12 protein-coding genes are annotated in these 12,977 nt (G+C 43.7%); 2 read left to right on the forward strand and 10 right to left on the reverse strand.

The annotated features are described in order from the left end of the window. Positions 1-189 precede the first annotated feature (189 nt). Positions 190-1,065, forward strand: coding sequence for a radical SAM protein (locus E4K68_RS04005; RefSeq protein WP_135377446.1), 876 nt, complete (start codon positions 190-192; stop codon positions 1,063-1,065). On the opposite strand, the gene E4K68_RS04010 is transcribed toward E4K68_RS04005, so the two are convergent. Then, complete coding sequence (locus E4K68_RS04010) at positions 1,062-2,213, reverse strand: glycosyltransferase (RefSeq protein ID WP_135377447.1); 1,152 nt, start codon at positions 2,211-2,213, stop codon at positions 1,062-1,064. The two genes, E4K68_RS04005 and E4K68_RS04010, sit on opposite strands and share 4 nt — an antisense overlap. A 181-nt stretch (positions 2,214-2,394) precedes the next feature. Between E4K68_RS04010 and ybaK the strand changes: the two genes are divergently transcribed. Further along, positions 2,395-2,880, forward strand: coding sequence for a Cys-tRNA(Pro) deacylase (gene ybaK / locus E4K68_RS04015; RefSeq protein WP_135377448.1), 486 nt, complete (start codon positions 2,395-2,397; stop codon positions 2,878-2,880). A 118-nt stretch (positions 2,881-2,998) separates the two neighbouring features. Here ybaK and E4K68_RS04020 read toward each other — a convergent pair whose 3' ends face one another. From E4K68_RS04020 to scfA, 9 genes are all read right to left on the reverse strand, one after another. Next, positions 2,999-3,673: an NlpC/P60 family protein gene (locus E4K68_RS04020; protein WP_135377449.1), complete on the reverse strand. Its 675-nt coding sequence runs from the start codon at positions 3,671-3,673 to the stop codon at positions 2,999-3,001. A 286-nt stretch (positions 3,674-3,959) separates the two neighbouring features. Next, a complete protein-coding gene (locus E4K68_RS04025; protein ID WP_135377450.1) occupies positions 3,960-4,151 on the reverse strand; it encodes a hypothetical protein in 192 nt (63 codons plus the stop codon). Positions 4,152-4,276: 125 nt separating this feature from the next. Further along, the gene (locus E4K68_RS04030; protein WP_135377451.1) at positions 4,277-5,935 is read right to left on the reverse strand and encodes a glutamine--tRNA ligase/YqeY domain fusion protein; all 1,659 of its coding nucleotides are present in this window, start codon (positions 5,933-5,935) and stop codon (positions 4,277-4,279) included. Between the two features lie 210 nt (positions 5,936-6,145). Continuing rightward, on the reverse strand, positions 6,146-7,297 hold the full coding sequence (locus tag E4K68_RS04035) for a trypsin-like peptidase domain-containing protein (RefSeq protein ID WP_135377452.1): 1,152 nt from the start codon (positions 7,295-7,297) through the stop codon (positions 6,146-6,148). Between the two features lie 22 nt (positions 7,298-7,319). Further along, on the reverse strand, positions 7,320-8,129 hold the full coding sequence (locus E4K68_RS04040; protein ID WP_135377453.1) for an MBL fold metallo-hydrolase: 810 nt from the start codon (positions 8,127-8,129) through the stop codon (positions 7,320-7,322). Positions 8,130-8,252: 123 nt separating this feature from the next. Next, on the reverse strand, positions 8,253-8,945 hold the full coding sequence (locus E4K68_RS04045; protein WP_135377454.1) for a hypothetical protein: 693 nt from the start codon (positions 8,943-8,945) through the stop codon (positions 8,253-8,255). Between the two features lie 77 nt (positions 8,946-9,022). Next, a complete protein-coding gene (locus E4K68_RS04050; RefSeq protein WP_135377455.1) occupies positions 9,023-10,990 on the reverse strand; it encodes a molybdopterin-dependent oxidoreductase in 1,968 nt (655 codons plus the stop codon). A 160-nt stretch (positions 10,991-11,150) separates the two neighbouring features. Then, entirely contained in the window at positions 11,151-12,608 is a 1,458-nt protein-coding gene (scfB, locus tag E4K68_RS04055) for a thioether cross-link-forming SCIFF peptide maturase (protein WP_135377456.1), read from the reverse strand. A gap of 160 nt (positions 12,609-12,768) precedes the next feature. Next, positions 12,769-12,909, reverse strand: a complete 141-nt coding sequence (scfA, locus tag E4K68_RS04060) for a six-cysteine ranthipeptide SCIFF (RefSeq protein WP_007787631.1) — start codon at positions 12,907-12,909, stop codon at positions 12,769-12,771. Positions 12,910-12,977: the final 68 nt, after the last annotated feature.

Genomic DNA, 12,977 nt, shown 5'->3' on the forward strand with positions numbered 1-12,977 from the left:
ATAAAACTTTTAAAAGCCTTTCACATTTCATTTTGAAGTGTGAAAGGCTCTTATAATAGAACGAATTTACTTCGTCGCCCCTTTGAAATTTCGAGGTCTCTTCAAAAACTATGCAGGTACTTACCCCATTCTTGTAGAAAAGAAACTTTGGAACAGAGATAATATAAAAAACTACTAGGAGATGTTAGCATGTTTTACGAAGGACGAATTTATCGCCCACCTAGCGAGGCAAAAAGCATTATCTTACAAATTACCGTGGGATGCCAACACAACGCTTGCACCTTCTGCACAATGTATAAGGATAAATCCTTTAGGATTAAATCACACACAGAAATCAACGATATAATTGCCAAGGCTCTAGTGCACGACTCCGATGCAGAACGAATTTTTCTTGCAGATGGTGACGCTATCGCCGTAGATTCCTTAATGCTGGTTGAGATTCTCGATCAACTTTATGAAAAATTCCCCCGACTAAAACGAGTGGGCATCTATGGAGGTCCCAAAGACATTCTCGCCAAGAGTCCTCAGGAATTAGCCGATTTAAAAGCACATGGTCTAACTATTGTTTATTTGGGAGTCGAAAGTGGCAATGCGGAAATTTTATCATCCGTTTGTAAAGGGGTCACTCCAGAGCAAATGATCGCAGCCGGACAAAAACTTAAAGCGAGCGGTTTAACACAATCATGTACCGTTATCATAGGTCTTGGAGGAAAAGTCCTTTCGAATGAGCACGCTTGTGATACTGCAAGGGTGATTAGTGCAATTGACCCAGACTTTTTAGGAGCCTTGACCTTAATGGTGGAGGCAGAAGCCCCTTTAGCTAAAAATATAGAGCGCGGAACCTTTCAACTTCTCTCACCACTTGAATCCTTGACTGAGCTTCGGGCCCTTCTCGGCCAACTCAACGTCACTCACTGTGTTTTCCGAAGCAACCACGCCTCCAATTACCTGCCCCTCCGCGCAACTCTGCCTGATGATCGAAGTAATCTTCTGCAGACTATTGATAAAGTCCTGCAAAATCAGGCACTTGAACAGCTTCGACCCGAATGGTGGCGAGGACTTTAGCCAATTCTTTGCTTGATTCTCGAATTCGACACTAAACGAAGCATGTCTTCCACAGCCCGTTCTGTGGAAAGTCCCGGTAAGGCGACGGCGGCCTTCTGCCGCATTTTCTCAATATCCTCTGGATGCCGTAAAAAGTGGTTTAGAATCCGTCCTAATTCGGCTTCAGTATCTGCGACGTATCCTGCACCGATGTTTTTTACGAAATGTGCATTTTCTTCTTCCTGGCCTGGGATTGGCTTATAGATAACTAGAGGCAAGTGTTTCGTTAACGCCTCGGAAACCGTTAAACCTCCTGCCTTAGTAATAATCAAATCCGAAACCGTCATTAATTCCTCAACGTTATTCACATAACCCAAGCGCACCATAGGGTTACGAGCTTTCGCAATCATCATTTCTAATGATTGATATAGTTTATCGTTCTTTCCACAAACAATAATCGTTTGGACCGGGACATAAGAATCTGCGAGTTTCTGGCAGATTCTTGCCGCGCTTTCCAAAATTCCATACGCTCCTCCCATCAATAAGAAAGTCGGTAGCTCTGGATTAAACCCTAACTTCTTGATAATGAGTTGGCGATCCACATACTCTTCGAATCTTGGGCTAACTGGTATCCCCGTCATAAGAATACATTGAGCTTCAATTCCCCAGGACACTAACTTTTCCTTTACTTCGGGACATGCCACAATGTAACGATCAACACCTAGATGCACCCAATGACTGTGAACCGTATAATCCGTGATCACAGTGATCACTGGAACATTAAGAATCTGTTCTATCCTAAGTTGAGCTAATATAGAAGACACCGTGGGATAAGTACACACGATGAAATCTGGTTCAAATACTTGAATATATTTAAGAAAGTTCCTTCGTCCCAATTGGTTCAGGAGACGTTGCCCCATCGATTGTGGTTGCACCTTAGCCGTTTTATAATATAACCGTCCCCATAACTTTGGGATGTGTTTAATCATTTCACTATAGATATTCTTAATTATGGTATTAGACCGTCTACCTAAAAAATCACCAAAGTCCAGGTGAATAATTTTTGCAGAAGGTTCCTTGATACGTATTCCCTCAATAACTGCTTCAGCTGCTCTCTTATGACCGTTGCCAAACGATGCGGAGAATACGAGAACCTTTAACTGTTTCAACACTGGCCCTCCCTCTCATCAACAAGAAAGTTATTCTGACGATCCTCCGCCAGACGGACTTTTCCCAAGGTCCCACAGACTACTACTTCTATTATAGGGACATCCTTCACAAAAGGAAAGAAGATAATCAACCCCAAAATATAGGCATCAGCACTAATAAATTCAGAAGGAGTAAGAGATCATGGCACACAAAACGAACGCTGCTCGTATTCTTGACCAGAATAAAGTACCCTATGAATTAAAGGAATACACTGTCGATGAATCCGATTTATCGGCGGTCAACGTCGCTCAGAAGGTTGGTTTACCTATTGAACAAGTTTATAAAACCATAGTTGCACGCGGAGACAAAACAGGAGTAATCGTCGCCTGCATTCAGGGAGACCATGAACTACATCTCAAAGGTATAGCAACATTAAGCGGAAATAAGAAAGTCGAGGTTGTGTCTCTTAAGGAAGTTCAACCTTTGACTGGTTATATACGGGGTGGTGTTTCCCCCATTGGTATGAAGAAGAATTATTCCGTCTTTATGGACACTTCCATTAATAACCATGCAAAAATTGCTGTAAGCGCCGGATTACGTGGGCTTCAGCTCTTCCTTCGACCGGTTGATTTGATTTCCGTGACCAAAGCACAGTTAGGGGTAATTTCTATAGAAATTACCCCTTAAGCTGTTGAGCTAAACCATATTCATTTAAAATGTCCATCAATAATGATTTCTTTATTATCCGACCCTCTCTGCCGCTTTGGAGGCAGCACCGATGCAGCGGAATACTTCCTATAAATCATTAAAGGACCCTTCGAGCGCCTACATAATAGGATTTCCAGTACGGTCCAATAGTGTAGACAGTAACTCCTTTAGAGGATGAAGCATTAATGAATTGTCCGTTGCCGAGATAAATTCCAACATGGTCCACGATATTGTCACCATCTAATGAAAAAAAGACCAAATCTCCAGGCTGAAGATCTTCATAATTAACCCCGGTACCTACAGTAAATTGATCTCGTGAAATCCGAGGCAATGAGATCCCGTTTTGTCCGAATACGTACGAGACAAACCCCGAACAATCGAAGCCCGTCTCGGGTTTAGCCCCGCCCCATTGATACCTGACGCCGAGATTTTGTTTTGCAGTGCTAATAATATCTACTATTTTATTCTGACGCTGTTTTTCTACGTAAACGGTATTAATTGACTGCGCCGTCAAGGGACCAACGATTCCGTCGCTTGCTAAACTATGTGCCTGTTGATACGAAATCACACACTGTTTGGTCATGCTACCAAAAATACCATCCACTTTTTCAACATTAAATCCCAGGTCGTTGAGTTCTTTCTGTAGCTCCACGACATCCCCTCCTGTGGAGCCTAACTTGAGTAAACTGTCTCCGAGAGATGCCTGAGCAGGATTAGGTGCAGAAAATAGTAAGATTGTTAAAATAATTGCGAGCATGAATCCCTTTTTCATTTTTCCATCCATCCTTTTAATGATACTTTTACAGAAACTGGGATCTTTATAAGTCAAAACTATGTTCTAATATTGATTATCGTCGAACTTGACCATATAATCCATGTGTAAAATGTTACATTTATTCAATGAACTTACATCTCCGCTTCTACAAACACGGGTGTTGTTTTTATTTGAAAACAAAGCGTAGGGGCTAGGAAAAATTAATCCCAGCCCCTACGCTTTTAGAAATTTTCTATTGTGCAAGTATCGGAACGTTCTAGACAGTATATATGGTGTCTGCCAATTACGAAGGGGTTAACTCTTCCTCTTCTGAATCCCGAAGCTTATGCTGGGAAAGTCCTATAGAATCATCTATTTGACTAACTACTTGTGCGGATTGGCTTGGTTTATTCTCTAATTGCCCTGTTTCATTGGTGACCTCCATATCACCAGCTTTATAGACTTTGAATCTTTCAGTCACCTCTTTGTTTTCCACGCTAACATACACCTCCAATATAGTTACTTAATGTAGTATTTCCCCAAATACAAAAAGAATGATTATAAAAAGTTTAAAGATCCACCGTTCTTTGACGATAGATCTTTAAACTTTTTTTCAATTTTTTATTGCTTCGGTAATTCAAAGGAACTCTTCAAAGATACGATCCTGTTAAAGACAAGATGATCCTGAGTTGTATTCAACGGATCAACGTTAAAGTAACCATGTCTAAAGAATTGGAATTTATCCTGAGGCTTTGAGTCTTTGATGTTTGGTTCAACGAATCCGTGTACAATCTCCAAGGACTTAGGATTAATGTGATCCATAAACGAGGTCCCGTCCTCCTCGTCGTCATCCAAAATCAAGGGTTCATATAACCTGAACTCCGCAGGAATAGCCTGCCCGGCATCAACCCAGTGAATCGTCCCTTTGACTTTTCTCCCTGTGAAGCCTGATCCACTCTTGGTCTCGGGATCATACGTACATTGCAGTTCAACGACCTTTCCAGATTCATCTTTAACTATATCATTACATTTAATGAAATAGGCATTTTTCAAGCGTACTTCATTTCCCGGAAACAACCTATGATACTTCGGCGGCGGATTCTCCGTGAAGTCCTCTTGCTCAATATAAATTTCGCGAGAAAAGGGGATTTGTCGAGTACCCATTTCGGGATTTTCTGGGTTGATTTCAGCCTCCAGCATCTCCTCCTGACCTACCGGATAATTCGTGATAACCACCTTAAGAGGCTCGAGTACGGCCATTGTTCTTGGTGCTTTAAGTTTCAAGTCTTCTCGGATAAAATGTTCGAGCATTTTGCTGTCAACAACACTATCCGCTTTGGCCACCCCAATTTCTCGGGCGAACGTACGAATTGCCTCCGCAGTATATCCTTTGCGCCGAAGTCCCGAGATTGTTGGCATTCGGGGATCATCCCAGCCGTCCACAACTCTGTCATCGACAAGTTGCTTGAGCTTTCGCTTACTCATGACTGTATTTGTGATATTTAAGCGTGCAAATTCATATTGATGAGGTACATTTACCATTTCACATTCTCGAATAACCCAATCATACAAAGGACGATGATCCTCAAATTCCAACGTACAGATCGAGTGAGTGATCCCCTCGATTGCATCTTCCAACGGATGCGCGAAATCATACATTGGATAAATACACCACTTGTCCCCCGTATTATGATGAGACGCATGAGCAATCCGGTAAAGAACCGGATCACGCATATTGATGTTCGGAGAAGCCATGTCAATTTTAGCGCGTAGTACTTTTTCTCCGTCCTTGAATTCCCCTTTACGCATGCGCTCAAATAACTCCAGATTTTCTTCGACCGACCGCTCACGAGAGGGGCTCCCTTTTCCCGCTTCTGTTAAAGTTCCACGCATTTGCCGTATTTCTTCTGCAGTAGAATCACAAGCATAAGCTTTGCCTTTTTTAATGAGCAAAACCGCGCGATTGTACATCTCCTCAAAGTAATCCGAGGCAAAGAACAATGCGTCCCATTCATACCCTAACCACGACACATCTTCTTTGATAGACTCTACATATTCCGTGTCTTCTTTGGTCGGATTCGTGTCATCAAAGCGCAGATGAGTCTTCCCCTTAAATTCATCCGCCAATTCAAAGTTTAGGATGATAGATTTTGCATGTCCAATATGTAAATAGCCATTAGGCTCCGGTGGAAACCGTGTAATAATATGGTCGACCTTTCCCGCTTTTAAATCCTCCGTAACAATGTTCTTTAGAAAATTTGAGGTGGATTTACTTTCCATCCATTATCAACCTTTCTCACTTAAATGATCCTTCATCTGCCAATTTTACCCTTACCCTAAATAATACTGCATACAAGGAAAGAGTTCAACTTTAGGTATTATATTTGTCTACCAGGCCTCAAAAAACCTGTATCTTAGGATTACTTAGTAATCTAAGATACAGGTTACATCCTATAAAATATTGAGTCTTCTCCACGTTATACCATTCTCTTATTGAGGCTTAATTTCTGTCAGTGTAACGGAAACGTCCTGTGTTTTGTTATTGCGGAAAATTGTTATAGTGACCTTTTCGCCCGGATTATACCTGAACAGTTCATGGGTTAACTCCAGCGAACTCTTGATTTCCTTACCATTAATCTTCGTTATGACATCACCAGCAACAATCCCTGCGCTATCCGCAGGACCACCCTGCGTAATTTTGGATATATAAGCCCCAGCTGGCCATCCACGTTGACTCGCATATTCTGCCGTATACCGAGGATCTATTTGAACATTTAGGCCGGGATGACTTGCATACCCTTTCTCGATCAGTTGTTTAATCGTCGGTAACGCATCTGAAATTGGGATGGCAAAGCCCATTCCCTCAAATCCTGCTTCCTGATTTTTAGCGGAATTGATCCCGATAACTTGACCCTGATAATTGACAAGTGGCCCACCACTGTTTCCAGGGTTAATGGCCGCATCCGTTTGGATGAGGTTGAAACTCGCCTCCCCAGGGATGTTTAAAATCCGATTCGTTGCGGAAACAACACCAGTGGTCACAGAGCGTGCAAATTCTTGACCTCCTGGATTTCCGATCGCAACGACTGGTTCACCAACTTGGAGTTTTGTAGAATCTCCCTGTTGAGTAGCCGTCAAATCTTTAGTGTCTGCAATTTGAACCACAGCTAAGTCCGTACGATCATCAGCACCGACCAATTTTGCATTAATATTGCGGCCATCTGCTAGACTCACCACGATCTTCTCGGCTCCAGTAACCACATGGTTATTCGTGACAATGTAGCCATGTTGCGCATCAATGATGAAGCCTGAGCCACTTCCTACTTCGGACGAACCCCCCCCGCCGAATAATGCTCCGCGTGATTGGAAGTTGGCAATCCCGACAACCGCAGGGCCTACGGCCTTAGCAATCTGGGCGACAGGAAAATTAGTCGCTGCGGCTGTATTGACGGTAGGGGTTGTGGCCCCACTATTAAGAACCACTTGATTTGTCGAGGCGAGCTGCTTATTGCCATAGATCGACGGAATTAACGCCACTGCCATGACTCCACCCAGCAGGGCACTAATTAAAGCAACCGCAACCGTTGAAAAGAAGCGGGGTCCTTTCCTTGAATAATTACTTTTATCATTATAATAGCTCATATTAAGACTACCTCCTTTATCATCATTCCCTTAATTGGATCAATTCATGCGGCGTATACCGAGGAGCAACTTGAACTAGCACATCTGGGCACTTTTTAGAACTATTTAGTTCTTGCAGAATACGCATAACTGTAGACAATGCGATCTCTGGAGTATTATTTTCTTCACTCAAATGGGCTAATATGACCCGTTGAGTATTTTCCGTTATCCATTCTGAAAGCCCTTCTGCCAACTGCTTGTTTTCAAGATGCCCGTAACGTCCACTGATCCTCTTTTTAAGATACGCAGGATAAGGACCCCATTTTAGCCGTTCCTCATCATAGTTTGCTTCCACAACAAGGGCATCACACCCTTTTAAATGCCGGTGCATTTCTTGGGTGATCACTCCACTGTCAGTGGCAATCCCGACTGCTAGGTCCCCCTTATTTTTAAGCCTCGGTCTCGAGACCTTCAAGCCATAACTTTCACGACTATCGTGAGAGGTTGGGTAGAGCACGACATTAAGCCCTGCACACGAAAATGAACTTTGAACTTCGATACGTTGGTTTTCCGCAAGCTTTCCCAAAGAAGAACCCATGGCCTCCCACAATCCTGTAGTGGCGTAGATCGGTATCTTTAATTTACGCGCCAAGATACCTACTCCGCGAATATGATCTACATGCTCGTGCGTAACTACGATCCCCTCAATTTCTGAGTCTGGAATGTTTACCTGGGAAAGGTTATGTAAAAGGCTCTTGCCACTTATTCCGCAATCCACTAATAAATGTCGATTGTTCTCCCCGACTAGAATTGCGTTTCCGGAACTCCCACTCGCTAATGTCGTAAGATGCAATTAAAATTCCCTCCGTTCCGGTAAATAAAGTATAGCAAAAGAAATTAAAAAGGGAGTGAAGCTTTTGTGAACATATTGTTAACAAATTTCAATCCCTCCTGTGAACTGACCTTTAATTCAAGATTACGGAGTTGCTGAGTTTGACGTTCCATTTTTTAAGGCTGGATTGGGGTTGGATATGCCATTTGGGGCATTATTAGCCTTGAGTTGATTTTCGGCCTCGCTAATTAAAGTTTTCATGCGATCTTTCTCGTCGCTAGTTTGGGCTACAGATTGAGCCTTCTGCCACTGAGTAAGGGCTCCAGCCCAATCCTTCTTTGCTTGCGAGAGAAAGATCCCGTAATTACCCAAGGCGTTGTAGGAATCTGGTTTAAGGACTAGTGCTTCCTTATATGTCTTTTCTGCTAATTCATTATCTCCGCTGTAAAAGGCCGCTGTCGCCATATCCACTACGACGTTAAAATCTTTATTTGTTTTCAATACATTCTGGTATGCTTCAACAGCATGTTTAAAGTTCCCTTGCGCATCAGTAGGCGCAACATCCAGTGCTGCCATTCCCGCGTCATAGTATCCATCGCCTAAAGCGCTTTGCAAGGGTACATTCCCTGGGTCAGTCTTTGCCTGTTGGGCCATGGCTTCAACGCGCGCCTTCTTAGCCTGGTAATCTTCCGTAGCACTGGTAGTCTTCGTCGAACTATTCGTACCCGGAGGGACACCTCCGCCCACGAAATACCCGACTACTGCCGAACCAATCATGGCAACGCTAATAAGAACAGCAAGTATCGTTGCAAAAACACGTTGTTGCTTTTTCTTCAAACGGCTCGCCTCCTTGACCATATAATTCCAACCATTATTGTAACATGCCTGCTCATAGCATCCAACTATTTCTTAAACTAATCTAAAAACCACTTCCTAATCTGACAACGCATATCATAATAAGAAGTGCTCTCGCCAACATCGGAAGTCTTTCCCATAATTAATTGATTGACACCCATCCCTTCTGCCGTCGTGCCCTCTGGCAACACAACAGTTTCGGGGTGAATATCTTCTGAAACAGCCACTTGCGCTACGAGTTGCCCATACATTGTTTCTACTATAGCCTGATTTCCAGGAAGCAAGTTATTCTTCTCTGCTAAATCTGGGTGAATAAAAACTATAAAACCATCCTCTACATGGAATTGGGAATGCATCGCTTTTGCCGGATGTGGGGTTAGTAGGTGCCAAGGAAATTCTGTTTCACTCTCTTGAGTCTCTCCTGGTACATACGTTGCAACGGCTTCTCTCATTTCTTCCTTAGCCTTTTCTGAAGACAACTCTATTTTCCCACTAGGGGTTCTAAAGTCCTTTTCCGCCCAAGCCACCTTGGGAATATAAGGTGCGTAGATAGGCCCCTGAGCAAGTTGATTCAGAGTTATTCCGTAGGTTTCTTTCAAAGGAGCAATCACGAATTCAATCCACTCCCTCGGAGTGTTCACAAAATCCTTTTCTAAGCCTAACCTCTTGGCTAACTCTGTGAACAAGATAGGTTCGGATTTAATGCCCCCCTGCGGTTCAAGGACTTTTTGAGAATAGTGGATCAGTGGACTCCAGGACGTTGTGATCAGTTCCTCCTCCTCGAAAACAGTAGCAATCGGTAACACTAGATCTGCTTGACGTGCCGTTTCCGTCATCACCGTGTCTAATACCACTTTAAAGGGGATCTCTCGCCAAACTTCCCGCCAAAGAGAGGTATTTGGCTGTTGAACTAAAGGATTAGAACGTGTGACAACGGCCAATTGAATCTTGGGATTAGCCTTTTGTAGTTCTTCTGCCAAGACCGGATGAGGATATGTCCGAGCTTGATACCGTTCAGGCGACAGCAACACAGAATTAAACTTACCCTTGTGATATTGGTGCGCATACTGAATCCCAGCACCCGTCCAGCCAATGTTACCGCTAATTGCTGCTAGTGCATCGATCGCCCGGACCGTATTTCCTCCGCTAACATAGCGCTGAACTCCATGTCCTAGAATAATGGATACTGGCCTCCTATGGCTAATCCTATGTGCTAACTCTGTCATTTGGGATATGCTCACCCCGGTGATGGCTTCCACTCGCTCGGGGTAAAACTCCTTGACACGATCAGCAAAGGCGTCAAATCCATGAACATACCTTTGAATAAATTCGAAGTCCTGCCAACCTTCCCGTAAAATAATATTCCCTATCCCTAAGGCCAAGGCAGCATCCGTCCCCGGTCGAACTCGAATAAACTCATCCGCAAAATCCGCGCTTTTGACGCGGTTTGGATTGATAACTATCAGATGAGCTCCTCGTTTTTTCGCGGCCAATAAGTGAGGGACTAGGTGGATGTTTGTAACGGCAGGATCCCGTCCCCATAACACCAGTGTCTGTGCTTCCTCTAAATCTTCCCTGGCACTCGTAAAAACACCGCCAAAGTCTAACTCCTGAGCTCTGTACCCTGCTCCCCAACACATACTCCCTCGGGGTTCGGTGACACCCCCCAGCGCTTGAAAAAAACGTCGATCCAATTCTCGAAGGGCACCGTTGTGCCCATAATCATAATGATGGAGAATTCCCCAGGATCCTACTGTTTCCAACGTCTGTTTGATCTTCTCAGTTAAAAGCCCATAAGCCTCATCCCAAGTTAACCGTTTCCACCCTGCCCCCTGCCTTAACAAGGGAAACCTCAAGCGATCGGGTGAATATACACGCTTCGCCAAGGCATGGCCTTTAGAACATATAAACCCTTTTGTGGTAGGATTGGGATCTCCCTGTAAACGCAACCCCTTTTCAGTCTGCTCTACCAAAAAAGCGCAACCATCTGGACAGTTCAAAGGACATGCCGAACGTACTACAGCCATTTTCTTTCCTCCTGAAAACATTTGATCTGAATCTTCTTTTCAACCCTCTGAAATTTTTCAATTAGAGTTCCCTATCCGATGATGAAGAAGTAAGGATCGCCGACAGAGGCAATATCTAACAGCAACTTCTTGGACTAAAAAAATGTATCAGAAGAGATTCTTAGTTTTGGAGACTTTCTTTGATTTTGACATAAAGCGCAACTTCTAATCGTTTCTTCTGAAGTTCGCACCCCAGCTTATACACTTCTGTCAAGTTTTGAGTAGAGGCCACATTCGCTGCGTGACAACCCCCACTGCAGGAAAACCGTGCCCAGCATTCCCGACAAGACACCTTCGAAAAGACATGGGAAGAACGAAAATTTTTAACAATTTCAGCCTTGAGTGTATGCGGATTTTCGTTATAGAGTGACCCTAATTTGTAGGCTTCCTGCCCCACAAACTGATGACATGGATAGAGATCTCCCTCTGGGGAAATTGCCACATACTCGTGACCTGCCCCGCAACCAGAAAGCCGTTTGATCAGGCAAGGTCCTTGATCTAGCGCGACATTGAAATGAAAGAAGTTGAAATCGCCTTCTTGTCCACGGCGCATTAACAATTCCTCACCAAGACGATCATAGGCTTCTCGAATCTTATCCAGATCCCCTTCTTGGAATGCGTAAGGATCCTCTGAACCCGCTACAACGGGTTCCATTGAAATTTGTTTTATTCCTAAATCTGCCATGTGCAAAACATCGCGATCGAAGTCTAAATTAAAATGCGTATACGTCCCTCTAACATAGTAATATGTCCCCAAGGCGTAGGGCGAGCTTTCTGGACGCTTGGTCGTAAACTGTTGGATACGGGGGGTAATTTCTGCGTAACTCCCTCGACCATCCGCATGGGGGCGCATCCGATCATGTACCTCGGGGCGTCCGTCTAAGCTTAAAACCACACTGATCTCCTCTTTCTCGAGGAAATCTTGAATTTCACGGTCTAATAATACTCCGTTCGTGGTCAGCGTAAATTTAATCGTTTTATTTTGGTCTACCGCAGCTTTTCTACCGTATGAGACAAGGGACTTTACCACCCCAAAGTTAATCAGCGGTTCTCCACCAAAGAAATCAACTTCGCAATGGTCCCGATGACCCGATGATTCTAGAACAAAGTCGATACCCCTTTTACCTGTCTCGAAATCCATCAGCATTCTACTTCCACCAAATGCACCCGCTCCAGCAAAACAATATTCGCAACGCAAATTGCAATCATGAGCAACATGCAGACAAATTGCCTTAACAATCGGCTTTTCCGGGTAGTTGGGCGTTACTCCCTCAGACTCCTTCGAAAAAAGGGAGCCCTCCTTACTGAGCTCTTCAAGTTCTCCCAAAATTTCAAAAAGTTCTTCTCCTGTTAGAGCCGGTTTCCCGCCTCTTTCACAGAAGAGGTTAATCCCCTCCAGACTGATCTCTTGCTCTCCCTCTTGTAGGCCTTCGATAGCTTTAAGCACATTAAACGTTCCCTCATCTAGAACATGCAAGGAACCGGAATTAACGTCATGTGCGATATATAAATCTCCCTGATGATAACTATGAACATTCTTCTTGATGCGATATCCCTCAAAATTTAAGAACTGTGACATCTAGATCCTCTCTTTCTTATCTTATCTAAATTACTTTTCTTTCAAACTTTTTGCATTCTAATTTATTCATGTTCTTTCTAACCCTAATAAATAGAAACAGAACCCAGCCCGTATTTGGGGTGGGTTCTGAGGTCTATGTTCAAACTTCAGCCAAAGCGCCTTATTTAACACACACTTGGTTACCAACCGTGCACGACGTCTTACATGCAGATTGGCAAGAGGTCTGACACTTGCCGCATCCTCCGGTCTTCACTGTAGCACTTAGGTTTGCTTTCACAATGGTCTGAATGTGTTTTGCCACTCAAACACCCTCCTCTCGATACTCACGTCTTTTAATTCGTTCTTGATTATATCACACGAAAGAGGAAA

Origin of the sequence: Desulfosporosinus sp. Sb-LF (assembly GCF_004766055.1) — a bacterium.
Lineage (GTDB): Bacteria > Bacillota > Desulfitobacteriia > Desulfitobacteriales > Desulfitobacteriaceae > Desulfosporosinus.